At 64.9% G+C, this 25,535-nt stretch carries 28 protein-coding genes and 3 tRNA genes; 10 read left to right on the plus strand and 21 right to left on the minus strand.

From position 1 onward, the window contains the following. Positions 1 to 170: 170 nt before the first annotated feature. From M2432_RS12300 to M2432_RS12330, 7 genes are all read right to left on the minus strand, one after another. On the minus strand, positions 171 to 1,244 hold the full coding sequence (locus M2432_RS12300) for an ATP-binding cassette domain-containing protein (protein WP_280827084.1): 1,074 nt from the start codon (positions 1,242 to 1,244) through the stop codon (positions 171 to 173). 237 nt (positions 1,245 to 1,481) lie between these two features. Beyond that, the gene (rplL, locus tag M2432_RS12305) at positions 1,482 to 1,868 is read right to left on the minus strand and encodes a 50S ribosomal protein L7/L12 (RefSeq protein ID WP_280827085.1); all 387 of its coding nucleotides are present in this window, start codon (positions 1,866 to 1,868) and stop codon (positions 1,482 to 1,484) included. Between the two features lie 62 nt (positions 1,869 to 1,930). Beyond that, complete coding sequence (rplJ, locus tag M2432_RS12310; RefSeq protein WP_280827087.1) at positions 1,931 to 2,452, minus strand: 50S ribosomal protein L10; 522 nt, start codon at positions 2,450 to 2,452, stop codon at positions 1,931 to 1,933. A gap of 298 nt (positions 2,453 to 2,750) precedes the next feature. Continuing rightward, on the minus strand, positions 2,751 to 3,680 hold the full coding sequence (locus tag M2432_RS12315) for an ROK family protein (protein ID WP_280827088.1): 930 nt from the start codon (positions 3,678 to 3,680) through the stop codon (positions 2,751 to 2,753). A 17-nt stretch (positions 3,681 to 3,697) separates the two neighbouring features. Beyond that, the gene (locus M2432_RS12320) at positions 3,698 to 4,315 is read right to left on the minus strand and encodes a malonyl CoA-ACP transacylase (protein WP_280827089.1); all 618 of its coding nucleotides are present in this window, start codon (positions 4,313 to 4,315) and stop codon (positions 3,698 to 3,700) included. Next, positions 4,312 to 8,487 (minus strand): NEW3 domain-containing protein, encoded by a 4,176-nt coding sequence (locus tag M2432_RS12325; RefSeq protein WP_280827144.1) that lies wholly within the window; start codon positions 8,485 to 8,487, stop codon positions 4,312 to 4,314. Before M2432_RS12325 ends, M2432_RS12320 begins: the two co-directional genes overlap by 4 nt. A 43-nt stretch (positions 8,488 to 8,530) precedes the next feature. Then, positions 8,531 to 9,493 (minus strand): YafY family protein, encoded by a 963-nt coding sequence (locus M2432_RS12330; RefSeq protein WP_280827090.1) that lies wholly within the window; start codon positions 9,491 to 9,493, stop codon positions 8,531 to 8,533. Between the two features lie 62 nt (positions 9,494 to 9,555). On the opposite strand from M2432_RS12330, the gene M2432_RS12335 reads away from it, so the two are divergent. The 6 genes from M2432_RS12335 (at position 9,556) to M2432_RS12360 (ending at position 14,361) form a co-directional block, all read left to right on the plus strand. Continuing rightward, positions 9,556 to 10,074 (plus strand): DinB family protein, encoded by a 519-nt coding sequence (locus M2432_RS12335; protein ID WP_280827092.1) that lies wholly within the window; start codon positions 9,556 to 9,558, stop codon positions 10,072 to 10,074. Positions 10,075 to 10,076: 2 nt separating this feature from the next. Further along, positions 10,077 to 10,676 (plus strand): DinB family protein, encoded by a 600-nt coding sequence (locus tag M2432_RS12340; protein WP_280827093.1) that lies wholly within the window; start codon positions 10,077 to 10,079, stop codon positions 10,674 to 10,676. A 21-nt stretch (positions 10,677 to 10,697) separates the two neighbouring features. After that, positions 10,698 to 10,865: a hypothetical protein gene (locus tag M2432_RS12345; RefSeq protein ID WP_280827094.1), complete on the plus strand. Its 168-nt coding sequence runs from the start codon at positions 10,698 to 10,700 to the stop codon at positions 10,863 to 10,865. Between the two features lie 72 nt (positions 10,866 to 10,937). Further along, the gene (locus M2432_RS12350; protein ID WP_280827096.1) at positions 10,938 to 12,317 is read left to right on the plus strand and encodes an AarF/ABC1/UbiB kinase family protein; all 1,380 of its coding nucleotides are present in this window, start codon (positions 10,938 to 10,940) and stop codon (positions 12,315 to 12,317) included. Positions 12,318 to 12,339: 22 nt separating this feature from the next. Then, positions 12,340 to 13,266, plus strand: a complete 927-nt coding sequence (locus M2432_RS12355) for an alpha/beta hydrolase (RefSeq protein WP_280827097.1) — start codon at positions 12,340 to 12,342, stop codon at positions 13,264 to 13,266. A 201-nt stretch (positions 13,267 to 13,467) separates the two neighbouring features. Next, positions 13,468 to 14,361: a cyclopropane mycolic acid synthase family methyltransferase gene (locus tag M2432_RS12360; RefSeq protein ID WP_280827098.1), complete on the plus strand. Its 894-nt coding sequence runs from the start codon at positions 13,468 to 13,470 to the stop codon at positions 14,359 to 14,361. A gap of 47 nt (positions 14,362 to 14,408) precedes the next feature. Here M2432_RS12360 and M2432_RS12365 read toward each other — a convergent pair whose 3' ends face one another. The 14 genes from M2432_RS12365 to M2432_RS12430 form a co-directional block, all read right to left on the minus strand. Next, positions 14,409 to 15,047, minus strand: a complete 639-nt coding sequence (locus M2432_RS12365) for a M15 family metallopeptidase (protein WP_280827099.1) — start codon at positions 15,045 to 15,047, stop codon at positions 14,409 to 14,411. Between the two features lie 138 nt (positions 15,048 to 15,185). Then, positions 15,186 to 15,896 carry a 50S ribosomal protein L1 gene (gene rplA, locus M2432_RS12370; protein ID WP_280827100.1) on the minus strand — a complete coding sequence of 237 codons (711 nt, stop codon included), beginning with the start codon at positions 15,894 to 15,896 and terminating at the stop codon, positions 15,186 to 15,188. 138 nt (positions 15,897 to 16,034) lie between these two features. Next, positions 16,035 to 16,463: a 50S ribosomal protein L11 gene (gene rplK, locus M2432_RS12375; RefSeq protein WP_280827101.1), complete on the minus strand. Its 429-nt coding sequence runs from the start codon at positions 16,461 to 16,463 to the stop codon at positions 16,035 to 16,037. Between the two features lie 72 nt (positions 16,464 to 16,535). Further along, on the minus strand, positions 16,536 to 17,309 hold the full coding sequence (gene nusG / locus M2432_RS12380) for a transcription termination/antitermination protein NusG (RefSeq protein WP_280827145.1): 774 nt from the start codon (positions 17,307 to 17,309) through the stop codon (positions 16,536 to 16,538). A 120-nt stretch (positions 17,310 to 17,429) separates the two neighbouring features. Beyond that, entirely contained in the window at positions 17,430 to 17,903 is a 474-nt protein-coding gene (secE, locus tag M2432_RS12385) for a preprotein translocase subunit SecE (RefSeq protein ID WP_280827102.1), read from the minus strand. 65 nt (positions 17,904 to 17,968) lie between these two features. Beyond that, positions 17,969 to 18,041: transfer RNA gene (locus M2432_RS12390), tRNA-Trp, on the minus strand. A 186-nt stretch (positions 18,042 to 18,227) separates the two neighbouring features. Beyond that, a complete protein-coding gene (gene hadC, locus M2432_RS12395) occupies positions 18,228 to 18,734 on the minus strand; it encodes a (3R)-hydroxyacyl-ACP dehydratase subunit HadC (protein WP_280827103.1) in 507 nt (168 codons plus the stop codon). 15 nt (positions 18,735 to 18,749) lie between these two features. After that, positions 18,750 to 19,178: a (3R)-hydroxyacyl-ACP dehydratase subunit HadB gene (gene hadB / locus M2432_RS12400; RefSeq protein WP_280827104.1), complete on the minus strand. Its 429-nt coding sequence runs from the start codon at positions 19,176 to 19,178 to the stop codon at positions 18,750 to 18,752. Continuing rightward, positions 19,165 to 19,644 carry a (3R)-hydroxyacyl-ACP dehydratase subunit HadA gene (gene hadA, locus M2432_RS12405; protein WP_280827105.1) on the minus strand — a complete coding sequence of 160 codons (480 nt, stop codon included), beginning with the start codon at positions 19,642 to 19,644 and terminating at the stop codon, positions 19,165 to 19,167. Before hadA ends, hadB begins: the two co-directional genes overlap by 14 nt. A gap of 9 nt (positions 19,645 to 19,653) precedes the next feature. Next, entirely contained in the window at positions 19,654 to 19,821 is a 168-nt protein-coding gene (gene rpmG / locus M2432_RS12410; protein ID WP_059015841.1) for a 50S ribosomal protein L33, read from the minus strand. A gap of 64 nt (positions 19,822 to 19,885) precedes the next feature. Next, positions 19,886 to 19,959 (minus strand) — tRNA-Met (locus M2432_RS12415). 66 nt (positions 19,960 to 20,025) lie between these two features. Beyond that, positions 20,026 to 20,098 (minus strand) — tRNA-Thr (locus M2432_RS12420). A 132-nt stretch (positions 20,099 to 20,230) separates the two neighbouring features. Further along, positions 20,231 to 21,466: a globin domain-containing protein gene (locus M2432_RS12425; RefSeq protein WP_280827106.1), complete on the minus strand. Its 1,236-nt coding sequence runs from the start codon at positions 21,464 to 21,466 to the stop codon at positions 20,231 to 20,233. Positions 21,467 to 21,523: 57 nt separating this feature from the next. Next, entirely contained in the window at positions 21,524 to 21,952 is a 429-nt protein-coding gene (locus M2432_RS12430; RefSeq protein WP_280827107.1) for an Rrf2 family transcriptional regulator, read from the minus strand. Between the two features lie 126 nt (positions 21,953 to 22,078). Between M2432_RS12430 and M2432_RS12435 the strand changes: the two genes are divergently transcribed. From M2432_RS12435 to M2432_RS12450, 4 genes are all read left to right on the plus strand, one after another. Continuing rightward, on the plus strand, positions 22,079 to 22,804 hold the full coding sequence (locus M2432_RS12435; protein ID WP_280827108.1) for an MBL fold metallo-hydrolase: 726 nt from the start codon (positions 22,079 to 22,081) through the stop codon (positions 22,802 to 22,804). Positions 22,805 to 22,920: 116 nt separating this feature from the next. After that, positions 22,921 to 23,802 (plus strand): hypothetical protein, encoded by an 882-nt coding sequence (locus tag M2432_RS12440; RefSeq protein WP_280827146.1) that lies wholly within the window; start codon positions 22,921 to 22,923, stop codon positions 23,800 to 23,802. Positions 23,803 to 23,866: 64 nt separating this feature from the next. Further along, entirely contained in the window at positions 23,867 to 24,574 is a 708-nt protein-coding gene (locus tag M2432_RS12445) for a crotonase/enoyl-CoA hydratase family protein (protein WP_280827109.1), read from the plus strand. Positions 24,575 to 24,719: 145 nt separating this feature from the next. Beyond that, a complete protein-coding gene (locus tag M2432_RS12450) occupies positions 24,720 to 25,526 on the plus strand; it encodes a hypothetical protein (protein ID WP_280827110.1) in 807 nt (268 codons plus the stop codon). Positions 25,527 to 25,535 lie beyond the last annotated feature (9 nt).

Consider the following 25,535-nt stretch of genomic DNA (forward strand, 5'->3'; position numbering starts at 1 on the left):
ACACATGCTGCCCAACAGACTGGCCCGTTTGCGACCGTCAGTCAAGAGCTCACACGGTGTTTGGTGTGGACTTTTCCCTACTTTTCGCACCCAGGCCATTCGAGTTACCCAAAAGACCAAAAACGCCCGGGCCGAGCGTATCGGTCCAGGCGCAATTGGTTTGCCATAGCTCAGACTTTGTGCGGAACCTCGATGGTCGAGGTCACCTCGTCATCGCTCGGGCGTGCAACGTGAGCGGTCGGCGCATCGGTGGGGCTGCCGGCCGGGTTGTTGTTCAGGTCCTCCATGATGGCGGCCTGCGCGGCCGGCGGGAGGGTGTGCAGGATGGAACGGACGCGAGCCTGACGACGAGCGACCGCCTGGCGCACCGGCATGCCCGGGGTCACCGCGATCTGCGGCGGCACGCCTTCGACCTCCTCGACACCACCATCACCATGACCGGCATCCAGCGCCGCAGCCTCGGCCGCGGCAGTGGCCGCGTCCTTCTCCTCGGACATCCCGATGGGGCCGATACGACGACCGTTGAGGAACTGCTTGACCGCCGGCTCCTCGCTGGTCAGCAGCACCTCACGCGGGCCGAACATGACCAGGTGCTTGCGGTAGAGCATGCCGATGTTGTCCGGCACGGTACGCACCACGTTGATGTTGTGGGTAACGATCAGGATCGTGGCGTCGATCTGCGCGTTGATGTCGATCAGCAGCTGCGACAGGTAGGCGGTACGCACCGGGTCCAGACCCGAGTCCGGCTCGTCGACCAGGATGATCTGCGGGTCGAGCACCAGGGCGCGGGCCAGACCGGCACGCTTGCGCATACCACCGGAAATCTCACCGGGGAACTTGTGCCCGTCATTGGGCATACCCACGATGTCGAGCTTCTCCATCACGATCTTGCGGATGTCGCTCTCGGACTTCTTGGTGTGCTCGCGCAGCGGGAAGGCCGTGTTGTCGTAGATGTTCATCGAGCCGAACAGCGCGCCGTCCTGGAACAGCACACCGAACAGGGTGCGGATCTCGTAGAGCTCCTTGGCCGAGCACTCGATGATGTTGGTGCCGTCAATGACGATGGAACCGCGCTCGGGACGCAGCAGGCCGATCAGCGACTTCAGGAACACCGACTTACCGGTACCGGACGGGCCCAGCATGACGCTGACCTCGCCGGCCGGGATAGTCAACGTGACGTCTTCCCAGATCTTCGACGACCCGAACGACTTGCTCAGTCCCGTCACGTCGATTTGGACGCCCATATGCACTACCTTTCGCCAGCGCTCGCGCGCCATCTACTGCCCTACCTGTGGCTTGAGTCACTGTAGCGCATCTGCTGCGTCCCGATGCACATTGTTCCCACTATGCGAACGAACGGTGACCAAGCGGCTACGCAGCCCCGAAAAGTGCAGCTCAGGAGCTGTTGAGATAGCCCGAAAACGGCAAATCCCCCATTGTCCGAGTGGACTCCGGGGGACTTGCGTGCAGTTCTGCAGAACTTACTTGACGGTGACCGATGCGCCGGCAGCCTCGAGCTTGGCCTTGGCGTCCTCGGCGGCCTCCTTGTTGACCTTCTCCAGCACCGGCTTCGGGGCGCCGTCGACCAGGTCCTTGGCTTCCTTCAGACCCAGGCCGGAAACGATCTCGCGGACGACCTTGATGACGCCGATCTTCTTGTCGCCGGCACCCTCGAGGATGACGTCGAACTCGGACTGCTCTTCAGCAGCCTCGGCGGGAGCAGCAGCGCCACCAGCGGCGGCAACGGCGACCGGAGCAGCAGCAGTGACGTCGAAGGTCTCCTCGAACTGCTTCACGAACTCCGAGAGCTCCAGCAGGGTCATTTCCTTGAACGCGTCGAGCAATTCTTCGGTGGACAGCTTGGCCATGTGAATGGTCCTTCCTTATTTCTTGGTTTGTTTGGTCTTGTTTGGTGTTTGAAGCCGGCGGCTCAGTTTTCTGAGGCCTTCTTTTCCTGCAGAGCAGCTGCCAGGCGAGCGACCTGGGACGCGGGCGCAACGAACAGCGCCGCGGCCTGAGACTGCTTCGCCTTCAGTGCGCCGGCCAGCTTGGACAGCAGCACCTCGCGCGACTCGAGGTCGGCGATCTTCTCGACCTGCGCCACGGACAGCGCGGCGCCGTCCATGTAGCCGCCCTTGATCACGAGCTGCTTGTGATCCTTCGCGAACTTCTTGATTGCCTTCGCGGCATCGACCGGCTCGCCGGTGATGAACGCGATAGCGGTCGGACCTGCGAACAGGTCGTCGAGGCCTTCGATCCCAGCCTCCGAGGCGGCGCGCTTGACCAGGGTGTTCTTGGCGACCGTGTAGGTCGTCGAAGCACCAAGGGAGCGACGCAGCTCGGCGAGATTGGCAACCGTCAGACCGCGGTATTCGGTCACGACGGTGGCCGTCGAGGCCCTGAACTGTTCGGCAATGTCAGCGACCGCAGTGGCTTTGTCAGCCTTGGCCATGCATGCCTCCTTGTGGTGTGTTCGTTTGCCCACTGGAGACTGCCGGGGATTCGGTTCGGAATCCGACCCGGAAACGACAAGCGCCCCGACGCAGACAGGCCGGGGCGCGCAGAAATACGGAGCTGGTCCGCAATACGTAACCTCGTCCTCCTGCGTGGGCCGCCGGGCATCTGATGAACCGCTTGCGCGAAGAACAACAGATGTTTCCGGACCTTCAACCGATTGCTCGGTGACCGACGGTCTTCGGTGGAACTGGACCAGAGTAGCCGATGCGGCGCCGATCAGCCAAAACGGCGATTCAGGCGAGGGCAGATCCGGACCGGAACAAGGCGGCAGCGCCGACCAGTCCGGCGTCGCCGCCAAGCTGAGCGGGCTCCACGCGCAATTCGCGGATGAAGCTCAGACCAGCGTAGTGGGCCAGCCGCTCTCGCAGCGGGGTGAACAACGCCGGGCCGGCCTTGGCCACCCCGCCACCGATGACCACAAGGTCCAGGTCGCACACCGCGGCCGCCGACGCGATCGCCATCGCGAGGGCCTCGGCACCACGCCCGAATGCCTGCAAGGCCACCGCGTCACCGCATCCAGCAGCCTCGGCCAGCGCCTTGGCATCAGCGTCCGGTGGCGCGTCCCATCCGTGTTCGTGTGCCCACCGCGCGAGATGTGGCCCGGAGGCCACGGTCTCGACGCAGCCGTGACCGCCGCAGGTGCACAAGTGGCCGTCGGGTTCGACGACGATGTGGCCGACGTGCCCGGCATTCCCGGTGCGGCCGTCATACGGGACGCCATCGAGCACCAAGCCGCCGCCGATACCGGTGGACACCACCATCCCGAGCATGAACTGGGCCCCACGCCCGGCGCCGAGCCATGACTCCCCCATCGCCAGGCACAGCACGTCGCCGCCCAGCCGGACCGGCAGCCCGGTGCGCTCGGCTACCCGCTGGACGATCGGAAACCGTTGCCAGGCGGTGATGTTGATCGGGCTGACGGTGCCGGCCACCACGTCGACCGGTCCGGCCGAGCCGATCCCCACCCCGTCGGGTGGTCCACCTGGCCCGCCTGGGGCGTCGCACACCTCGCCGATCAACGCGTCGACCGTCGACCAGATCGCTTCGGGGTCAACGTGCGGAGTCGGCTGCTGGGCACGACGCACAATGGTGCCGTCGGCATCGACCAACGCCGCAGCGATCTTGGTCCCGCCGATATCGAGAGCCATTGTCAATTCAGACATTTCGATACCTTGGGTGGTCAATGGCGGTGTACGTGGTCGGGTTGGCGCGGGTCTCCCGGGTGTTCGTAACCCGGCTCCAGATGCACCAGATCGGCGCGTCTGGCATCCAGCCACCTGCGGAAGGCTTGGCGACGGGCCGAGCCCAGTAGTTCCGCGGCGATCTCCGACCACACCGCACCCAGTGTCGGCGGGACCGTCGGCGCGACCAGCCAGCCGTCCGGCCCGGGCACCGGACGAGCGAAGCGCATCGGGTTGCGCTGGTGGTATTCGACGATGGCGTCGTCACCGACCTGAACGGCGTCGGTGACTCTGACGAACAGCGCTCGAGCCAGCGGCTGCTCGAGCGCTGCGGCGGCGACGCTGCCGATCTCCAACCGCGCAGCCATGTCCGGCAGCAGTTCGGTTTCGTCCGGTGCATCACCCGCGGCTACTCCCAAGGCCTCCGATTCGTGTTGCACCACAACATCGGTCACCACCAGCTGAGTCAGCCAGCGCCGCAATTGCCGCCCCTCACTGGTGCCAATCCTGGGCAATGCGTCCGCCAATCCGCTTGACCGCAAACGGGATTCACGCTCATCGATCGCACTGACCCGCACCGGCCGGCCACCGACGGTGGCTGCGAGCGGCGTGCTCATCGGACGGTCACCGATACAGCCTGGGTATAGATCAGGCTGCCGGCGCCCGCGATCCGGATCAACGCCCACCACCGACCCGGTGCCGTCCACGGCGGTGGCGCCACATCGAAGTCCAGCGCCACAGTGCCGCGGGCCGGAAGCTCGGCGCCAATGACTCTGGGCCCCAACCATTCCCACGTACCCCATGGACTCAACAGGTGCGCTTCGATGCTCAGATCAGCCCCGGCCTCGGTGCCGACGGTGACGCTGAGGAAGGCACTGTCCCCCGCCGCGACCTCGACGGGTTCCGGCTCGGCAACCAGCTTGAGCAGTTGAGCAGTGCCAGGCGCAGGGTCACCCACGGTCACCACGCAGACGTCCTCGACCATCTGCCGCCACGAGGCCGGAACCTGACCGTGTCGCGCCCCGCCCGTGATGGCCAGTTCACCGCGCACCGGATACCGGCCCGCCGGTGTCCCGGCCGGAATCTCCAGCTGAACCTCGGTCTCCAAGTAGCTGCCCGGCGGCAACATGAAGGGCAGTTCGTCGGGGACGACCGACCAGCCGTCCGGGCCGAGCACCCTGATCCGGCCGTTCAGGGCGAGGTCAGTGCAGTCGCTGGCCGCGGTGAGTCGAAGCTTGATCTGTGACCCCGCCTCACCGACCAGATTCTGTGGATGCAGGTAGGCCACCGCAGGCAGCCCGCCGAGCGGCGCGGGCCCCCGGTTGTGCAGCCAATACCTGGCGTAGACCGGTTGTGCCACTTCGGCATCGGGCGCCAGCGTGGTGTGGTCGCCGTTGAGCACGTGCGGTAGGTCGAGCCGGGCCCGCACCGTCGCGATCTCGTAACCGTGCAGCGTCAGACCGTCGTCGGTGGCCGACGGGCGCTCCAGCAGGTCCAGTCGTTCGGGCTCGTCCAGGTGGCGAATACCCGACGTGATGCGGACATCTGTCGGCCTGCCCGAGGTCTGCACCAGCCGCAAGGTGATCCCCGCCCGCGGGTCTACCGGGGCGCGGCTGCCCGCGGCGATCGGGTTGCCGGTCGCTTTCAACGCACCGAGGCTCACCTCGGTCGCCGGTTCGACACCCAAAAGCGAGCCGATGCAGGGCAGTCCGCCGGCCACCGCCGGATGGTCGGTGTGCACCCCGATCAGCGGATGGCCGAACTCTGCACTGCGGCCGGGCATGGATGACGCCCGCCAGTCCCCGTCGCCGGCTGCGACGGCGTAGTCGAAGGTGTGGGTCCAGTGCTGCAGCTGGAAATTCGACCCGTCCGGCGCGGTCCGACGAGGCGGGTCGATCCAGGTGCCCGACGGCCATCCGGTGCATGACCGCATGAGCGAGGTATGCAGCACACCGTCGGGCTCGACTGCGAAACCCGGTATGCCACTATTGAATACGGCGACGGTACGGGATTCGAACGGACCCACCTCAGCGGGCGCATCCTGCACTACGGCGATCCGCGCGTCGGCAAGATCGTCGATCAGATCGGCAACCGCCTCGAGCCCGGCCACGATCAACACCGGCAGAGCGCGCACCGCACGCAGGTCGGCACCGGGCACCCAACGCTGGATCAGATCGGCGTCGGCAGGTACCCACACCCGGGCCTGCCCGGCTTCCAATTGACGCAGCACATCAGCCCGGTAGGCACGGCCTGCGGCATCCAATACTGCTGCAGTGAAAGGGTTCTCATCAGGTCCACCGAGCGCGATGCGCGCGTCGGGCAAGTTCGAGTCGACGGCAAGGTCGCCGTACCGTGGGTGGTCTGCGGTACTGCTGGTGGCGGTGACTCCGGCCCGGACCAGCGCGACCATCAGATCACGAGTGCTCGCGCTCCCATCGGGTGCCACCACTTCGGCAACCGAGATGGCGCGCACCCCCTCGCCGTGTGCGTCACGCACGTGCACCTGCACCGCCGACGACAGCCCGAACCACCCGTAGGCCGGGTTGTCCAGGGTGTACGGATGATGGGCGGTATCGACGGCGGTGTGTGAATGGCCTTGGTGCAGAAGCCCGAATCCCCTGCCGATCACCGCGTCGCCGACCTCACTGATCGGCATGGCGCCCGGGATCGGGCAGGGCCAGCGCAACCGTAGTAGATGGTCAGAACCGGTGAATTCGTCGACGACGGTGCGGCAGTCCACGCGGTCGACGCCGTGCCACAACGTGATGGTCTGGGTGTAGCTCAGTACCTCGCCGATACGCCCAGTAACTACGATGCGTTCACCGAGCGCACTGCGGTATGCATGCACCGATTGGGCGGGCTGGTCGGCTGAGCCCACCACCGGCCCCTTGGGCAGCAGGTGCCACGGCCCCTCGTTCTCGGTGGGGTGCGCTGAATACTCGTCATAGACGGCTAGTTCGTTGCCCACCTGTCCCTCGACGATCAGCTCGACACCGCCTCGGCGCAGCGAAGACACTGCGCCTCCACGAGCCGGGTCGACGGTGCAGCAGTGGGTTTCGGTGGCAATCACGTTGCCCGGCACTGGCCGCCAGGTGTCGGCGACTGCCTCACCGTCAATTCGGTAGGCCCGCCAACCCAGCGGCGGTACGTCCTGTGCCAGCCAGCTGACGGTGCGACCACCGTGCTCGCTGAGCACCGGGACCGGAGTCCCGCCGGAATCGTGCACTGCACCCTGCAATGGCTGGTCCAGGTACACGGTGACCACATCGGTCCGGTTGTGCGCCAAGGGATTCCACACCACCACGTCGCCGTCCACCGCCCGCGACAACAGCGCAAGTGCATTGTCTCGCGCGGTGCGCCCGAGTTCCCAGGCCTCCCGCCACCCGGTCAGCAGATCCAGGTAGACCTGGTCGGATTCGGATCCGGTGATGGCGTCGTGGTGGGCACCGTAAGCCAGCTGCACCCAGGCCTTGGCCAAGGTGGCCTGCGGATACGTTGCGCCGGTGAGCAATCCGGCGAACACGGCGAATCGCTCAGCTTCCAGCACCGCGTTTTCCGCCGCGCGGTTGGCTTGCTTGGTGTCGATGTACGACACGTCCTTGCCGGTGTAGATGGGATTCATGTCCCGGGTCTGCGGCGACGGGGACGCACCGGTGCGGTCGAGTTCATCCCGCACTGCGGCGAAGAACTCCCGCGGCAGTGCGCAGACGAAGCGCGGCCAGGTGTAGCGGCTGGCCCAGTCCCGATGAATTTCGGTGACCCACTTGTTCGGCGGGGTGTAGTCAGTGCCCACCGGAAGCAACACATTGCGGGTCAGCGCAACCTTTTTCAGCTGCGTGAACAGCTTGTACGTCTCGGCTTCTGCGTCGGCCAGCGATGCTGCCGAGTCCATCCACCAACCAGCCGAATAGTGCGCGGGCATGTAGTGGGTGAGCAGGCCACGGCCAGACGGTGCGATCCAATCGAATTCGCTGGCGAACTGCATGCGTTCGGGGTCGCCGTCGCGGTGCATGGGCCCCCACTGGTGGTGCGGCCCGCGGGCCCATGAGCTGGACGTCAGGCCCACATCCGAAGCCATTCCGGGGAACTGCGGATCATGGCCGAACACGTCCAACTGCCATGCCGTTTCCGGATCAGCACCCATGATGTCACGCTGGAAACCGATGCCGTGCACAAAGTTCCGGATGGCGGTCTCCGGGCTGGTCAGGTTGGTGTTGGGCTCGTTGTAGGTCCCGCCCATGATCTCGAGCCGCCCCTGATCGAGCAGCTCCCGCAGCGACGCGCGTTGTTCGGGATGGGTGTCCCAGTATGGCTTGAGGTAGTCGACCTCGGCCAATACGAATTTGTATTCCGGTTCCCGCCTTGCCATTTCGAGGTGCGCGGTGACCAGGTCGAAGCCGTTGGTCTGCCGGCACCGGCCTGGCGGATTCTCGGTCCAGACACTGGTGTAGGCAGCCTGGGTGTTCCACCACACCGGGTCGTAATGGAAGTGGCTGACCATGTACATGGTCCAGCCCGGCTCTGCGACGGCGAAGTCGAACGGCACCTGGGCCCCGCCCACCTGCAGCTGCGCCGCCCGGACCTGGCCAGGCACCGGGTCGGTGACGGTTACGGGAATTTCGACGCTGCCATTGCCCGGCCCGGCCTCCGCCTGGCCGGTCAGGCCGTCGCCGCGGACGCGCAGCTGCGTCGGTTCGGTACAGCCGGTGTAGTCGACTCGGACGATCTGGACCGGCTGATCGACCGGCCCGACGAACAATTCGGTGGCAACCACCGCCGTTATCTGCAGGGATCGTCCCTTCGACACTCCTGCACCCTACGACGCGGCACAGCTAGTCGGGCGGCATTGCGCCGCCGAGTCGTTGGGCAACCGAACGTAATGCGACCTGCACCTCGACGGGTTCGAGCACCTCGAAGCGCGGGCCCGCCATCGCCAGCCACAGCACCAGCCGCTCCGGATCATCGGCCCCAGTCGTGACGATGCACCGGTCCGGCCCGTCAGCTTCGACGTGCACCGCTGCTGAGGAAAATGACTGGGCGACAACACTTTCCGAAGCGTGGAAACGTACCCGCGCGACGTGCCGGTACGGCAGAGCCGAGATGGCCCGTCGCACATACTCCGCTGCATCGGGTGCATCGCGCGGGACGAACCTGCCGCCGGTCGCAACCACCTCGGCCATCCGGTCCAGGCGCAGGGTGCGCCAGTCCCGCCGGTCTCGGTCGAAGGCCATCAGGTACCAGCGGCGACCAGTAGTGACCAGCTGGTACGGCTCGATGCGACGGCGGGTGACATTGCCAGACCGGTCGGTGTAACCGAGGCCGACGTGCTCGTGGTCGCGACAGGCCCGCGCCAATGTCATCAGCACGTCAGGCGAAACGATCTCGTCGGGCCTGCCGGCCGGCTGCAGGGTCACGGTCGCGCCGTGCACCGCGGCCACCTGCGCCCGCAGGCGTGCCGGCATCACCTGGTCGAGCTTGGACAACGCACGCAGTGCGGACTCCCCAACGCCCGCGACGCTGCCTCCGGCTGCGAGGCGCAGACACACCGCCATCGCCACAGCCTCGTCCGGGTCAAGCAGTAGCGGCGGCAGCGCGGCCCCCGCGCCCAGTTGATAGCCGCCGTCGCTCCCCTTGCTGGCGTGCACCGGGTAGCCAAGGGCACGCAACCGCTCGATGTCCCGACGCACGCTGCGGTCGGTGACGCCCAGTCGCTGCGCCAATTCTGCGCCTGTCCAGACCCGCCGCGACTGCAGAAGTCCCAGCAGTTGCAGCACCCGGCTCGCGGTTTCGGACATGCCAACTATTGTTCCGCACCCTTAGGACACAAACTGTCCTAAATCGATGAAAGGCTTCTCCCATGACCACCGAACTGGGCGACCAACTCGAATGGCATTGGCAACATCAACTACGACCACGGCTCAACGGACTCACCGATGACGAGTACTTCTGGCAGCCGGTACCCAACTGCTGGACCGTCCACCCGGACGGATCGATCGACTTCGCTTATCCCCCACCAGCTCCCGAGCCGTTCACCACCATCGCCTGGCGGTTGGCACACGTCATCGTCGGGGTACTGGCCATGCGCAACCATTCACACTTCGGCGGCCCGCCGGCCGACTACCAATCCTGGCCATCCGCCACTGACGCCGACACCGCGTTGCGGCAGCTCGATGATGCCTACGCGGACTGGATTGTTGGGGTCCGGGGATTGGACGCCGCCGCGCTGGCGCGACCGTGCGGACCGGCCGAAGGCCCCTACGCCGACCTGTCGATGGCCACCCTGGTCTTGCACATCAACCGCGAAGTGATCCACCACGGAGCCGAGATTGCCTGCATCCGTGACCTGTACGTCCACACCAAACCGAAGGAGAACTGACCATGCCCGGACTACCGCTGCCCGCCACCAACGAGCGCCAATCGCTACTCAATTTCCTGGCCTACCAACAGGACTCGTTCTATGCCGTGGCGTACGGACTCGCCGATACGCAGGCCCGCCGCACACCCTCGGTCAGCGCGCTGTCGATCGGCGGCCTGATCAAGCACGTCACTGGGGTTCAACGAGGCTGGACGGCCCGCGTGACCGCGGCGCCGGACTTCCCCGCTCCCGACTCCCGCCCGATGGCCGAGATCATCGCCGAGCACGCCGACCAGCACGTGATGCGTGACGACGAAAGCCTCGAAACTCTGTTGGCGGCGCTGCGGGTGCAGAACGCCGCCACGCTGGACGCATTCGCCGAAGCCGATCTGGACCTCCCGGTTCCGGTTCCCCACGAGGTGCCGTGGTTCCCGGCTGACGTCGATCACTGGTCCGTGCGCTGGGTGGCCATGCACCTGGTCGAGGAGTTGTCCCGACATGCCGGGCACGCCGACATCATTCGCGAATCGATCGACGGCGCAACCATGTACGAGCTGATGGCCGCGGCCGAGCACTGGCCGGAGAACGAGTGGATCAAGCGCTGGCGGCCCGCCGCGTCGTAGGTCGGCGACGAGGTCGACGAAATGTTGGCTCGCCGCGACCCCGGAGCAGCCATTTCGTCGGCTTCAGCGGCGGATGACAGTCAGCGCGTAGTCGACGACCTGGCACCGCACACCGAGCCCGAATACGTGCTCGGCAGCGACCCGATCCGCAGCCGCGCAGAGATCGAACACGACTTCGCTCCGGTATGAGATCGCATAGCGACACATGTGACGGCAGACACACATTTTTGGCGGTACCCACGGTTTTGAGACACTGCATTGATGAGTACTCCGCGGAAACCTCCCCACCGCGAAGGTGCCCGGCTGGATCGCGTGCCGTTGCCGGTTGAGGCGGCACGCATCGGCGCCACCGGTTGGCAGCTCACCCGCACCGGACTGCGCGTGGTGACGAACATCTTCGGCGGCGGTTCGCTGCAGCAGAAGGTTCTCAAGCAGATGCCGCAGGCCTTCGCAGACCTGGGCCCCACCTACGTCAAATTCGGACAGATCATCGCGTCCAGCCCCGGAGCCTTCGGTGAACCCATGTCCCGCGAGTTCCGCAGCCTGCTGGACCGGGTCCCGCCCGCCGACAAGGCCGAAGTGCACCAACTGTTGCGCGAAGAACTCGGCGGCAACCCGTCCGACTTGTTCCAGACTTTCGACGACGAACCGTTCGCCTCTGCCTCGATCGCCCAGGTGCACTACGCAACGCTGCACAGCGGCGAAGAGGTCGTAGTCAAGATCCAGCGGCCGGGCATCCGCCAGCGAGTGGCGGCCGATCTACAGATTCTCAAACGCGGCGCGCAGGTGGCCGAACTGGCCAAGCTGGGTCAGCGGCTCTCCGCCCAGGATGTGGTTGCCGACTTCGCCGACAACCTCGCCGAGGAGCTGGACTTCCGGCTTGAGGCGCAGTCAATGGACGCCTGGGTTGCACACATGCACGCCTCGCCGTTGGGCCAGGGCATCCGGGTCCCACAGGTGTACTGGGACCTGACCAGCGAGCGGGTGCTGACCATGGAACGCATCCAGGGCATCCGCATCGATGACGCCCCCGCCATCCGCAAGGCCGGCTTCAACGGCGAAGAGCTGGTCAAGGCACTGCTATTCAGCCTGTTCGAGGGCGGCCTGCGTCACGGCCTGTTCCACGGCGACCTGCACGCCGGCAATCTGAACGTCGATGAGAACGGCAAGATCGTGTTCTTCGACTTCGGCATCATGGGACGGATCGACCCGCGCACCCGCTGGCTGCTCCGCGAGCTGATCTACGCGCTGCTGGTCACCAAGGACCACGCAGCCGCGGGCAAGATCGTCGTGCTGATGGGTGCGGTCGGTACCGTCAAGCCCGAAGGCCAGGCCGCTAAGGACCTGGAAGCGTTCGCCACACCGCTGACCATGACATCCCTCGGCGACATGTCGTACGCCGATATCGGCCGGCAGTTGTCAGCCCTGGCCGAGGCCTATGACGTCAAGCTGCCCCGCGAACTGGTGCTGATCGGCAAGCAGTTCCTATACGTCGAGCGGTACATGAAGCTGCTGGCACCCAAGTGGCAGATGATGAACGACCCGCAGTTGACCGGCTACTTCGCCAACTTCATGGTCGACATCAGCCGGGAACACAAGGACACCGGCGAAGATCAGCCGATCCCCGATCCGGCCAACTGAGCACAAGAGACAACGAGAAGGCATGCAACCCGAACGTGAAACCGAACCGGTGGTGCGCACCGGCTTCGCGAAATCCGGTGATCTGGATATCGCCTACGAGGACATGGGCAACCCTGACGACCCCTCAGTGCTGCTGATCATGGGACTCGGCGCACAACTTCTGCTGTGGCGCAAGGGGTTCTGCGACAGGCTGGTCAGCAAGGGCTACCGAGTCATCCGGTTCGACAACCGCGACGTCGGACTGTCCACCAAGCTGGATGGCCGGCACGCGTCGTCGCCCTTGCTGCCGCGGATGGTGCGCTCGTTCTTCGGGCTGCCCAGCCAGGCGGTATACACACTGGAAAACATGGCCGATGACGCCGCGGCGCTGCTCGATCACCTCAATATCGACCAGGCACACATCGTCGGCGGCTCGATGGGCGGCATGATCGCGCAGGTCTTCGCGGCGCGCTACCAGCAGCGCACCAAGACACTCGGGGTCGTCTTCTCCAGCAATAACCGCGCGCTGCTGCCGCCGCCGGGGCCCAAACAACTCAAGGCGATCACCACCCGTCCCCAGGACACCTCCCGCGAGGGCATCATCGCCAATGCGGTGCGGGTGGGCGAGATCATCGGTAGCCCGGGATACCCGACGCCGACCGAACAGGCCGAAGCCGACGCCGCCGAAAGCTATGAGCGGTCCTACTACCCCATCGGCGTCGCCCGGCATTTCGGCGCCATCCTGGGCAGCGGCAGCCTGCGGAAATATGACCGGCTGATCACCGTGCCGACCGTTGTCATCCATGGGCGCGCCGACAAACTGATGCGCCCGACCGGTGGCCGCGCCATAGCCAGTGCCATTCGCCGGGCTCGGTTGGTGTTATTTGACGGCATGGGCCACGATCTGCCCGAGCCGTTGTGGGACGGCATCGCCGCCGAACTGGCAACCACATTCGCCGAAGTTCAGTAATCATCCAACTTCTGGTTAGCTTCTCGACGAAGCGCGCTAACCTACGCGTGGTCGGTCCCAATGGGATTACCACGCGGGTCCACTGCAAATTGCCTGTGGGGGCCGCGTGTCTTCAGCGCCCGGCCAGGTAGTGTGCGGGCAGAATTAAGTGCTAGTGATGACCGTCGCGGTCGCCATAGGGAAGGCCTAGCGGGTACGGATATGTCTGAAAACACAGCGAACACCAAAGATATGCGACCGCATTTCGAGGACATCCAGGCTCATTACGACCTGTCGGATGATTTCTTCGGGCTGTTCCAGGACGCCACTCGTAAGTACAGCTGCGCGTACTTCACCGGCCCGTTCGTCTCGATGGAGACCGCCCAGATTGCCAACGTCGACCAGCATCTCGAAAGCCTTGATCTGAGGCCCGGGATGACGCTGCTCGAGATCGGCTGCGGCTGGGGCCTCACCATGCAGCGGGCCATGGAGAAGTACGACGTCAACGTCATCGGCCTCACCTTGAGCAAGAACCAGCAGGCGTTCTGCACCCAACTGCTGGACGGCTTGGAATCCGACCGGTCGCATCGCGTGCTGCTGCACGGCTGGGAGGAATTCCACGAGCCAGTGGACCGGATCGTGTCGATCGAGGCGTTCGAACACTTCGGCTTCGAGCGCTACGACGACTTCTTCAAGAACTGCTACGACATCCTGCCCGCTGACGGCCGCATGACCATCCAGAGCAGCGTCAGCTACCACCCCATGGACATGGCAGCGCGGGGCAAGAAACTCACGTTCGAATTGGCGCGGTTCATCAAGTTCATGGCCACCGATATCTTCCCCGGCGGCCGGCTGCCCACCACGCAGATGATGGTGGACCACGGCGAGACGGCCGGCTTCGGCGTCCCAGACGTGACGTCGCTGCGCAACCACTACATCAAGACCCTCGGGGTGTGGGCGGCCAACCTGGAGCACAACAAGGACAAGGCCATCGAAATCTCCGGCGAGGTGAACTACGACCGGTACATGCGTTACCTGACCGGTTGCCAGTACTACTTCCTGGACGAAATCCTCGACGTCAGCCTGGTCACCTACGCCAAGCCAGCCGCAGCCTGAGCTAATACCCCGCTGCCTGTGGTGGACACACCTCGTGTCCACCAGGGTCAGCTGACCGGTACATCGAGGACCGGACGCGGCTCCTTGGCGCCCGGTCCGTCGAAATGCCACCACTCCCCCGAATACGGGGTTAGCCCGCCCGCCACCATGGCGTCCCGTAGCCGGGCCCGGTTGGCCTGCTGCTGCGCGGTGACACCCTCTGTGGCATAGGCCAATGCACGCGGGCTGAAGTCATCGAAGTCGGTTCCCATGTCGGCACCGGCGATGGTGACGTCGACCGACCTGCCGGCCTCGTGGCTGCGGGCAAACTCGGTGGGTTTGGCCACCCAGTTGGGATTGGGCACCGCCTGGAACATCCGCACCTGCACCTCGTGCGGTCGGTAGCAGTCCCAGAACACCAGCCGCTCGCCGTGAGCGCGCAACTTGTCGGCAGCCTTGGCCAACCCCGACACCATCGATTGGTGCACCAAGCAGCGGGCATCAGCCGGATACAACGCGACCCCGACGAAGTTGTTGGGCGTCGCATAACGCAGATCGATGACAGCGTCAGGCACCACGGTCCGCACGTCGACCAGACCGGCGGCCTGCGCTTGCGGCGACACCGGCGGCGGCGCGGCCGACGCGGTACCGAAGTCGGTGATCGCCCACAGGGCGCCCAGCGTCAGAGCCAGCGTTCGCACGATCATCCTCTGACCCTATTACCCGGTGCCGAAATAGCCGGTGTCGACGGATCGGTGCCGTCCGTCAAAACAAAAGAACCCCGCACGTCTGAACGTGCGGGGTTCTTTTCAGTCAGATTCGGCCTACGCCTCTTCGATTTCGACCTACGCCTCTTCGGTGAAGTTACGGGTGATCGCCGGGTCAACCGGGATGCCCGGGCCGGTGGTCGTCGAGATGGTGACCTTCTTCAGGTAACGACCCTTCGACGACGACGGCTTGGCGCGCAGCACCTCGTCGAGCGCCGCACCATAGTTCTCCACCAGCTTGGTCTGGTCGAACGAAGCCTTGCCGATGATGAAGTGCAGGTTGGCCTGCTTGTCAACGCGGAAGTTGATCTTGCCGCCCTTGATGTCGGACACGGCCTTGGCCACATCCGGGGTGACGGTTCCGGTCTTCGGGTTCGGCATCAGGCCACGCGGGCCCAGCACGCGGGCGATCTTGCCGACCTTGGCCATCTGGTCAGGCGTCGCGATCGCCGCGTCGAAGTCGACCCAACCACCCTGGATCTTCTCGATCAGGTCATCGCTACCGACGGCATCGGCGCCGGCGGCCACAGCGGCCTCGGCCTTCTCACCGACCGCGAACACCACTACGCGGGCGGTTTTACCGGTGCCGTGCGGCAGGTTGACGGTGCCGCGCACCATCTGGTCTGCCTTACGAGGATCGACACCCAGCCGGATCGCGACCTCGACGGTTGCGTCCTGCTTCTTCGACGACGTCTCCTTGGCCAGCTTGGTGGCCTCGAGCGGGGTGTACAGGTTGTTGCGGTCCACCTTCTCGGCGGCTTCGCGGTATGCCTTGCTGTTCTTGCTCATTGAAACTCCAGTATCTCCAGTTCAGAGGTTGTGGTTAACGAGCCGAAGCGGGCTCTTCCACGTATTGCTTGTGTTGACTTTGCGCTCATGGCGGTGGCTACTCGCCTGTTACCGCCCTCAGCACAGGGTCAGGCGGACTTACTCGACAGTGATACCCATCGACCGGGCAGTGCCGGCGATGATCTTGGCAGCGGCGTCGATGTCGTTGGCGTTGAGATCTTCCTTCTTGGTCTCGGCGATCTCGCGCACCTGGTCCCAGGTCACCTTGGCGACCTTGGTCTTGTGCGGCTCGGCCGAACCCTTCTGCACACCGGCGGCCTTGAGCAGCATCCGGGCGGCGGGCGGGGTCTTCAGAGCGAAGGTGAAGCTGCGGTCCTCGTAGACAGTGATCTCCACGGGGATGACGTTGCCGCGCTGCGATTCGGTCGCAGCGTTGTACGCCTTGCAGAATTCCATGATGTTGACGCCGTGCTGACCGAGCGCAGGACCGACCGGCGGGGCGGGGTTGGCCTGCCCGGCCTGGATCTGCAACTTGATCAGCCCGGTGACCTTTTTCTTGGGGGCCATGGGTTGTGGTGTTCCTTTCTAGGCAGCCGCGGCGCGACTGCGTCCTGCTAGTCGGTGAGCAATTGCTCCCGGCTAAATCTTGCTGACCTGGTTGAAGGTCAATTCGACCGGCGTCTCGCGTCCGAAGATGGACACCAACACCTTGAGCTTCTGCTGCTCGGCGTTGACCTCGCTGATCGAGGCCGGCAGCGTGGCGAACGGACCGTCCATGACGGTGACCGACTCGCCGACCTCGAAGTCGACCTCGATGACCGGACGCTCCAGGCCACCGGTCTCGGCGACGGCACCGGCAGCCGCGGCCGCACCGGTAGACTTGGCCGGCTTCTTCGCCGCGCCCTGCGGCAGCAGGAACTTGACGACGTCGTCCAGCGACAGCGCCGAGGGCCGAGAGGTTGCGCCGACGAACCCGGTCACACCCGGGGTATTGCGCACTGCGCCCCACGACTCGTCGTTGAGCTCCATGCGAACCAGGATGTAGCCCGGCAGCACCTTGCGGTTGACCTGCTTGCGCTGGCCGTTCTTGATCTCGGTGACCTCTTCGGTGGGCACTTCGACCTGGAAGATGTAGTCGCCGACATCCAGGTTCTGCACGCGGGTTTCGAGGTTGGCCTTCACCTTGTTCTCGTAGCCGGCGTACGAGTGGATGACGTACCACTCACCCGGCTTGCGACGCAGTTCCTTCTTCAGCGTGACTGCGGGGTCCTCGTCCTCAGCGGCGGGCTCCTCAGCAGCCGATTCCTCAGCCGCGGGCTCCTCAACAGCCACCTCGTCAACAGCCACCTCGTCAGCAGCCGACTCCTCGACGGCTTCCTCGACAGCCGTATCGGCCGCCTCGACCGTCTCCACCGACTCGACTGCCTCGGCGGTCACGTCGGACTCATCCGAGGGCGTCTCGCCATCGAAAGTCGTCACGGTAGTCAGTCCTCTCTAACGTTTTCCAGCTCATCACGGGCAGATGGATCGGCGTCAGCCGAACACCCACATCACGAGCTTGGCGAGACCGAAGTCGACCCCACCGATCAGCGCCACCATGAACACCAAGAAGACCAGCACCACCGTGGTGTAGCTGATCATCTGCTTGCGGTTGGGCCAGATGACCTTCCGCAACTCGGCCACTACCTGCTTGAGGTAGTTCCAAACGAACACGAACGGGTTACGCGACGGGCCGTCCTTTTTCGGCTTTTTTGCCTTCTTGGACTTGGCCTTCTTGTCAGCCTTCGCATCCTCGGCGCCCTCGTCCGAGTCCTCGCCGGCCTCGGTGGCGTCCTCGAGTTCGGCGTCGTCGGTGTCAACCGACACGGCACGCCGTGCCCGCTTACCAGTCGGGCGCGCCGGACGCGTCACAACCGCAGTCTGGCCGCGCGACTCAATATCGCCCGCGTCGGTGCCCGCATCAGTACCGGCGCCTGCGGAGCCGGCACTATCGCGCTCGTCGCTCACCGCATGCCTTTCGTCTGGTCCAGGTGGTCACATAATCCAGTGTCCACATCGGGTATTCAGTTGAGCAGGGGCGACAGGACTTGAACCTGCAACCTGCGGTTTTGGAGACCGCTGCTCTGCCAATTGAGCTACGCCCCTTCAGCGTCGGCATTGCCGCCGCTTCCGGTTGGGGCCTCACACAGTTCGCGCGCTCTCCGATCGGTCGATATCAAACCGACGGACAGCGCGCTGAAATGGAAGAAGCCCCGAGGACCGAGTGTACATCGGCCCATGTCGGAGTTACTAATCCGCTAATAGCCTCCGGCGCCGCCGCGCAGCGTCGCGCTAGTGAACGGCGGTCCGGACGACCTGACCCGTCTCCGGGTCCCACTTGGCCGAGATGGAGTTCTCGCCCTCGTGGCCCATCAGGGTGGTGAAGGCCTCCATGACGACCTCACCCTTGTGGTCGGTCAGCACGTTGCGGGTGGTGACTATGTCCGCACCAAAGCGCTCGACGACGGAATCAACGTGCATGACACCGGTCAGCACGTCGCCGTTCACGATCGGCCGGTGGTACTTGAACCGCTGGTCCACCTGGACGATCTGCAGCGTCTCCATACCGATGTCGACCGTCTGGAAGAAGTACCGCTGGATCATCACAGCGAAGATCGACATGAAAGTCAGCGGTGCGATCAGCGCCATGTGGCCAAGTTCTGCGGCGGCCGCCTCGTCCATGGAGGCAGGGTCGGCGGACTTGACCGACTGCGCGAACTGACGGATCTGCTCGCGACCGACCACGAAGCTATCGGGGTACTGGCAGGTCATGCCGCGGATGTCTGTCTTGAGAGCCATGAGCTAACTCCTCGCCTACGCCAGCTTGGCGGTCGCGACGGCGCGGCCGAAGATCTTCTTTCCTCCGGTCGTGGCCGAGATCGCGACAGTCACGGAGTTGGTCTCAGGATCGACGGACTTCACCCGGCCGCTGAACACCAGCTCGGCGCCGACACCGTCGTTGGGAACCGGCACCACCGCGGTGAACCGGACGTTGTACTCGGTCACCGCACCCGGATCGCCGACCCAGGAGGTGATGTAGCCGCCGCCCAGACCCATGGTGAGCATGCCGTGGGCGATCGCGGTATCCAGACCGACCTGCTTGGCGATGTCGTCATCCCAATGGATGGGGTTCAGGTCACCGGAGACTCCGGCGTAGTTGACCAGGTCCTGCCGGGTCAACTGAATGATCTTTTCGGGCAGATCGTCGCCAACCTTGACCGAACTGAACTCACGCAGCGCCATCTGAGAAACCCTCTCGTCCGTCCTCACCCGACCGACCCGCCAGGGTCGTGTAGGTCTCCTGCACAACATCACCGCGATCATTGGTGATGATGTTCTTGGTCACGATGATGTCGGTCCCATGCGCCCGCCGGAACGCGTCAACGTAGACGTCGCAGTAGATCTTGTCCCCAGCTTTGATCGGCACCAGGAACTTCAGTTGCTGATCAACCTGGACGATCTGAGCGTCTTCGATGCCGATACCGGCGTCTTCGAACATAGCGAACTGTGCCTGGTACCCGAAGATACAAATGAAGGTCAGCGGCGCGAGAATTGAGTCGTGACCGAGTTCGGCCGCGGCTGCCTCATCGAAGTAGCACGCGTCGTCGTTCTTTACGGCCGTCGCGTGCTCACGGATTTTCTCGCGTCCGACCTCGTAATACTCGGGATGGCGATAGTGCAACCCGACGATATCCGACGATAGACCCACGGTTAGTGGCTAACGCGACTCTTTGTGCGGCTGGTGCGTACCGCAGTTCGGGCAGAACTTCTTCAGTTCGAGCCGATCGGGGTCGTTACGACGGTTCTTCTTGGTGATGTAGTTACGGTGCTTGCACACCTCGCAGGCCAAGGTGATCTTCGGCCGTACGTCGGTACTCGACGCCACGTCTCTGCCTCTTTCGCGGTTCTTTTCGGGTCTTCGTTATCTAGCTTCTTGCGCATTGCGCTTGTAGCGGTGGGGAGGCTCGATCTCCCGACCTCACGATTATGAGTCGTGCGCTCTAACCAGCTGAGCTACACCGCCCCGATAGACGCTGGCAGTGCGCCGGCGGAGTTGGCCTCCGTCGCTCAGCTCGCCTTATGTCCACCGAGCCCCCTAACGGAATCGAACCGTTGACCTTTTCCTTACCATGGAAACGCTCTGCCGACTGAGCTAAGGGGGCCTGGCCCTCGGATCGAACAGCCGGTTGATGACTGCCTGCCCGGTGGGCCTTAAAGAGGGTACAACCTACCTGGCAGCCGCACCAAACCGCAGGTCAATGCGGCCGCCAGGAGTGCGTTCTAGCTGCCAGGATTCAATTCAGCAGCCAGTCGTTGGGTGAGAACAGCTCGCAGTGCACACGCTCGGCGGTGATGCCGCGGTCGAGCAATTGGCTGCGTACAGCTTGAACGAATCCGGACCCGCCGCACAGGTAAATCTGCGCATCGCCCGGCAGATCGACGCCGGACACGTTCATCAGCCCGGGGTGCACACCAGGAGTTCCTGCGGTGACGCCGTCCTCGTACCAGACTTCCAGACTCGCGTTGGGCAGCGCCAGGATCAGCTCGTGCTGACGCTCCCGCAGCGGGTGGGTGGAGTCACCGCGGTCGGCGTGCAGGACTTGCACACGGGTGTCGGGATGCCCGGCTGCCAACGCCTCGAGGATGCCGATCATGGGGGTGATCCCGACGCCCGCCGAGATCAGCACCAGGGGCTGACCGGTCTCGCGGGCAGTGTGCAGGTCGCCGAACGGCACAGTGACGTCGAGTAGGTCGCCGATGCAGAGATTGTCCCGAATCCAGTTCGACACCTCGCCGGCCGGCGCGTCACCGGCCGCCTCGACAGGCTTGACCGCGAACGTGAGGTGGTCGGTTCCGCTGACGCCGACGAGGCTGTACTGACGCAGTTGGCGGGCCCCGTCGGGCAAGGTGACGCCGACCGAAACATACTGTCCGGGAAGGAAATTCGTCGGCGTCCCGGTTGCGACGGTGACCAGCACGGCTCCGGAGGGGTCATCGATGCGCGAGGTCACGCGGAGCCTGCGGTAGACATCGCCCGGTTCGACTCCCGCGGCCGCGTAGAGGTCCCGTTCGAGCGCGATCAGGGTGTCGGCCATGATCCAGTAGACCTGGTCCCAGGCCCCGGCCACCTCTGCCGTGACCGTGTCGGCGCCGAGCACCTCCACAATCGCTGCGAACAGGTGCTCATGGACGATCGGGTACTGCTCGGCGACGATGCCGAGCGACGCGTGCTTGTGCCCGATCCGGGACAGCAGCTCGGCCGGGTGCGGCAGCGCTGGGTCAACCAGATGCGTGGCGAAGGTCGCGATCGACGCCGCCAGCGCGCGCTGCTGAGCCCCGTGGGCCTGGTTTCCACGGTTGAACAGATTGCGCAGCAGTTCGGGGTGCGCCTGGAACATCCGGCGATAGAACTCAGAGGTGATCTCGTCGATGTGCGCGCCGACCAGCGGCAGCGTCGCCGAGATGATCTCGACGTTACCGCTGTCGAGTTCTCTTGCAGCAGAGACCTTTTCGGAACCTACGCCGGACATGTTTACTCCTTCTCCTTGCGGTGATGATGGTTGAAAATCGGGTTGCGGTAGCTCAGCTCACGGCCGGGCCGTGATCTGCAGAGTGCGACCATTGACCAGGTCGTCAACGGTCAGTTCGTCCAAAGTTCGGTAGAACGCGTCCTTCGCATCGGATAGCGCCCAGCGCAGTCGACACCCGGCGATCAGCGGGCAGGGGTTCTCGCCGTGGCAATCGATGACGTCGTGATCGCCCTCGAGTTCGCGGACCAGCCAGCCGATGGACGCCTGGCGGCCGGCATCGGTGATCGACAATCCGCCGGACCGCCCCCGCCGGGCCTCCACCAGGCCCAGTTCGACCAGTCGCGAGACCGCCTTTGCCACGTGATTGTCCGAGGCGTTCGAGCTGGCCGCGATGGAGCGCGTGGTGACGCGGCGATCGGCGACGTCACCGGTGGCCAGCAGCATCACGGCCCGCAGACCGAGATCGGTGAACCGGGTGAGTTGCATGTCAATCACGGTATTAAATTCCGCATCAGAAATGCGGAATTTAGTCAGTGTTGTCAAACACCCCGCCCGGTGCGGTTTTTGCACCTGCAGTTTTGGCGGTCACCCCTCGGCAATAGGCTCGTCTTCATGGCTCATCCCACGGCTGACGACCGCCTGTACTTCCGCCAGTTGCTCTCCGGCCGCGACTTCGCGGCGAGCGACCCGATCGCCCAGCAGATGCGCAACTTCGCCTACCTGATCGGCGATCGCGAGACCGGCGATGCCGTGGTGGTCGATCCCGCCTACGCCGCCGGTGATCTGGTCGATGCGCTGGAGGCCGACGGCATGCGGCTGTCCGGAGTCCTGGTCAGCCACCACCACCCCGACCACGTCGGGGGTTCCATGATGGGCTTCGAGCTCAAGGGCCTGGCTGAACTGCTGGAGCGCGTCAGCGTCCCGGTGCACGTGAACACCCACGAAGCCGACTGGGTGTCCCGGATCACGGGTATCGCACTCTCCGAACTGACCCCGCACGATCACGGCGACACGGTGAACGTCGGCGCGGTACCCATCGAGTTGCTACACACCCCGGGCCATACCCCGGGTAGCCAGTGCTTCCTGCTCGACGGCCGACTGGTCGCCGGGGACACCCTGTTCCTCGACGGCTGCGGCCGGACCGACTTCCCCGGCGGCAACGTCGACGACATGTTCCGCAGCCTGCAGTCGCTGGCCGCACTGCCCGGAGACCCGACGGTGTTCCCCGGCCACTGGTATTCGCCCGCACCCAGCGCCTCGCTGGACGAGGTTCGGCGCACCAACTACGTCTACCGGGCCTCCAACCTGGACCAGTGGCGCATGCTCATGGGCGGCTGACCAGCAACTGCAGCTGCTGCGTTGTGCAAGTTCACCAGCGAAGCTCTAGGGTCGGGACGACGGTACGATTGGCCGCGCCGTCGTAAAGCCCCGCAAGCCTTGCCCACCCCAATGGACTGGATGACGCCGTGGACTGGATGACCAATCGTTGGCACGACCTCACAGGTTTCGGATCCGGCGGTTGGCTCGCTCTCGCCGCCTGGGCCGCGCTGGCGTTCGGCGTTGCGGCGCTGGTCGTCACAACGCGCCAGCTGAACCGGAATCGCGAGCTCAAGCGAGACCAAGTCCGCCCCCAGGTCACCATGTTCATGGAGCCGCACTCGTCGGACTGGCACCTGATCGAGCTGGTGGTACGCAACTTCGGCCAGACCGCAGCGCACAACGTCATGCTCAACTTCACGGAGCACCCAACGGTCGCCGTCTACGAGAGACACGAGTACGACGGCGAGCTCGACGTCACTGAACTACCACTTCCCAGCGAACTCTCAGTGTTAGCTCCGGGACAAGAGTGGCGAACAGTGTGGGACTCGGCGATCAGCCGCGAACAACTCGGCGGATCGATCCGCTCCCGGTTCGACGGCACGGTCACCTACTACGACGGGCCGCGGATCGAGAACGCCAAGCGCACCGCGAGATTCGGCCCCCAGCGCAGGCAGTTCGAGTCGACCGCGGTGCTGGACTGGGACGCGCTGCAACCGGTACACCGCCTGGAGTTGATGACGTCGCACGATCTGGCCAAGCGCGAGAAGCAGAAGCTGGAACTGCTGCGGAGCGTGCTGACGTACTTCCACTACGCCTCGCAGGAGACTCGGCCCGACGTCTTCCGGGCGGAGATCGACCGGATGAACCGCGCCGTCCGGGAGACCCAGGATCGTTGGCGCTCAACGCAATTCGATGAGACCACCGAGCTAGAGGTGCAGTGGGTCGACGCAGGTCAGCAGGGCCGGCACCGCAACGGCGCTGCAGCACCGCGATCGCCCGACCCCCGGCCCGTCTAGCATCGGCTCAAACCCGTTCCCGGCACTGGGACAAACCAGGCACGGGACGAACCAAGGGAGAACGATGAGCACCGTCAACTACGCGCAGGCCGACGCGGTCGCGACCATCACGCTCGATGACGGCAAGGTCAATGTGCTCAGCCCGACCATGCAGCAGAACATCAACATCACACTGGACCAGGCCCAGCATTCCGCCGCAATCGGCGAGGTCAAGGCCGTCGTCCTGGCCGGAAACTCCCGGGTGTTCAGCGGCGGATTCGACCTGGCGATCTTCGGCTCCGGAGATCCGGTCGCCGGGTTGGCCATGCTGGGCGGCGGGCTGGAACTGATGGTCCGCATCCTGACCTTCCCCGTCCCGGTGGTGATCGCGGCCACCGGCCCAGCGATCGCCGGTGGATCGTTCCTGCTGATGTCCGGCGATCACCGGGTCGGGTCGTCGAAGACGCGGTGCCAGGCCAACGAGGTCGCCATCGGTATGACTGTGCCGCAGGCCTGTGTGGAGATCCTCCGAATGCGGTTGACCGGCGCGGCTTTCCAGCGGGCAGTCGGCCTGGCCGCGACCTTCGCCGGTCCCGAGGCGGTGGCCGCCGGTTGGCTGGACGAGATCGTCGAGCCGGAGAACGTATTGAGCCATGCGCAGCAGGTAGCCGCCGGATTCGCCGCGACACTGCATCCCCAGCACCACCTGGCCAGCAAGCTCAAGGCCCGCGGCGAGGGGCTCGCGGCGATCCGGCTCGGCATAGACGGGTTGGCCGCCGAGTTCGGCGGATAGCGTCCTAGGAGATACCAACACCGTTGTCGGTGGGTCCGACTACGCTCGTAAACGGCGCTGACCAGTAAGAACGGTATCGGTGCCGGAGGACGCAGCGAGCAGAGGCAGACGGTGATGGCCGAGGGCGCACGGCACAGGGCCGGCCATGAGTAGCAGACGCTCATCCGGCGGATCCGGTGGCGTGGGCGGCGCAATTTTCGGTCTCATCGTGCTGATCGCGTTGGTCCCCAAGCCGGTGTGGATAGTCCTGGGCATCGTCGCCGCCATCGCGGTGACGGGCTGGATTGCCTATCGCATCTTCGCGGCCGCGGACGCGCGCCGCGCGGCAGTGGAGGAGCACGCCCGTGTGCAGCTGACCCAGCGGGCGGCGGCCGCCGAACAGGAACGCGAGGATCGAGCCCGCCAGGAAAAGCAGCAGCGCCTCGACACCCTCGGCAGGGAGAATGCCGCATTCGTCGAGTCGGCGCTGACCGCCGTGAAAATGGTCGCGACGTCGGAAGCGGCGCGGGCAGGGTGGCTGGGCGATGTCGACTTCAGCGCCGACATCCAGCAGATCACCGCCACCTTCGAGAAGGCGTACGCCCTACGCGAGTTGACCAGAAAACTGTCCGCACTGGACAAACCAAGCGCCGAGGACCGCAAAATCCTCGCCGAAGCCCGAACCACCGCGGCAAAACTGGAACTCGCCGCGGTCGAGCGGGTCGACCTGATCGACAAATGCGCCATCGAAGCGCAACTGATCGACAAATCGCTTCAGACCGAGCGCGAGGATGCTCGGATTGCCGAACAGCGCGCCGAGTTGCACGCGAAGCTCACCTCCATGCTGTACGGGATCGAGGCCGCACCGGACACCACGCCCACCGATTCCGCGGTCGACGCGGTGATGGCCCGCGTGCAGGCCTACCGGGAGATCAAGAACCAGATTCATCAAGCCCGCGAAGGCGAAGCCTGAAAGGGCATA

The sequence above is a fragment of the Mycobacterium sp. OTB74 genome (assembly GCF_029892685.1).
Classification (GTDB): Bacteria; Actinomycetota; Actinomycetes; order Mycobacteriales; family Mycobacteriaceae; genus Mycobacterium.

Excerpts from the sequence above, each read along its gene's own strand:
- M2432_RS12320 (WP_280827089.1), bottom strand. The coding sequence starts at position 4,315 with ATGAGCACGCCGCTCGCAGCCACCGTCGGTGGCCGGCCGGTGCGGGTC.
- rplJ (WP_280827087.1), bottom strand. The coding sequence starts at position 2,452 with ATGGCCAAGGCTGACAAAGCCACTGCGGTCGCTGACATTGCCGAACAG.
- M2432_RS12360 (WP_280827098.1), top strand. The coding sequence starts at position 13,468 with ATGTCTGAAAACACAGCGAACACCAAAGATATGCGACCGCATTTCGAG.
- M2432_RS12315 (WP_280827088.1), bottom strand. The coding sequence starts at position 3,680 with ATGTCTGAATTGACAATGGCTCTCGATATCGGCGGGACCAAGATCGCT.
- M2432_RS12365 (WP_280827099.1), bottom strand. The coding sequence starts at position 15,047 with ATGATCGTGCGAACGCTGGCTCTGACGCTGGGCGCCCTGTGGGCGATC.
- M2432_RS12430 (WP_280827107.1), bottom strand. The coding sequence starts at position 21,952 with ATGCAACTCACCCGGTTCACCGATCTCGGTCTGCGGGCCGTGATGCTG.
- hadC (WP_280827103.1), bottom strand. The coding sequence starts at position 18,734 with ATGGCTCTCAAGACAGACATCCGCGGCATGACCTGCCAGTACCCCGAT.
- M2432_RS12445 (WP_280827109.1), top strand. The coding sequence starts at position 23,867 with ATGAGCACCGTCAACTACGCGCAGGCCGACGCGGTCGCGACCATCACG.
- hadB (WP_280827104.1), bottom strand. The coding sequence starts at position 19,178 with ATGGCGCTGCGTGAGTTCAGTTCGGTCAAGGTTGGCGACGATCTGCCC.
- M2432_RS12350 (WP_280827096.1), top strand. The coding sequence starts at position 10,938 with ATGAGTACTCCGCGGAAACCTCCCCACCGCGAAGGTGCCCGGCTGGAT.
- M2432_RS12345 (WP_280827094.1), top strand. The coding sequence starts at position 10,698 with ATGTTGGCTCGCCGCGACCCCGGAGCAGCCATTTCGTCGGCTTCAGCG.
- M2432_RS12450 (WP_280827110.1), top strand. The coding sequence starts at position 24,720 with ATGAGTAGCAGACGCTCATCCGGCGGATCCGGTGGCGTGGGCGGCGCA.
- M2432_RS12330 (WP_280827090.1), bottom strand. The coding sequence starts at position 9,493 with ATGTCCGAAACCGCGAGCCGGGTGCTGCAACTGCTGGGACTTCTGCAG.
- M2432_RS12355 (WP_280827097.1), top strand. The coding sequence starts at position 12,340 with ATGCAACCCGAACGTGAAACCGAACCGGTGGTGCGCACCGGCTTCGCG.
- M2432_RS12425 (WP_280827106.1), bottom strand. The coding sequence starts at position 21,466 with ATGTCCGGCGTAGGTTCCGAAAAGGTCTCTGCTGCAAGAGAACTCGAC.
- rplK (WP_280827101.1), bottom strand. The coding sequence starts at position 16,463 with ATGGCCCCCAAGAAAAAGGTCACCGGGCTGATCAAGTTGCAGATCCAG.
- M2432_RS12335 (WP_280827092.1), top strand. The coding sequence starts at position 9,556 with ATGACCACCGAACTGGGCGACCAACTCGAATGGCATTGGCAACATCAA.
- M2432_RS12435 (WP_280827108.1), top strand. The coding sequence starts at position 22,079 with ATGGCTCATCCCACGGCTGACGACCGCCTGTACTTCCGCCAGTTGCTC.
- M2432_RS12300 (WP_280827084.1), bottom strand. The coding sequence starts at position 1,244 with ATGGGCGTCCAAATCGACGTGACGGGACTGAGCAAGTCGTTCGGGTCG.
- M2432_RS12340 (WP_280827093.1), top strand. The coding sequence starts at position 10,077 with ATGCCCGGACTACCGCTGCCCGCCACCAACGAGCGCCAATCGCTACTC.
- rplA (WP_280827100.1), bottom strand. The coding sequence starts at position 15,896 with ATGAGCAAGAACAGCAAGGCATACCGCGAAGCCGCCGAGAAGGTGGAC.
- rplL (WP_280827085.1), bottom strand. The coding sequence starts at position 1,868 with ATGGCCAAGCTGTCCACCGAAGAATTGCTCGACGCGTTCAAGGAAATG.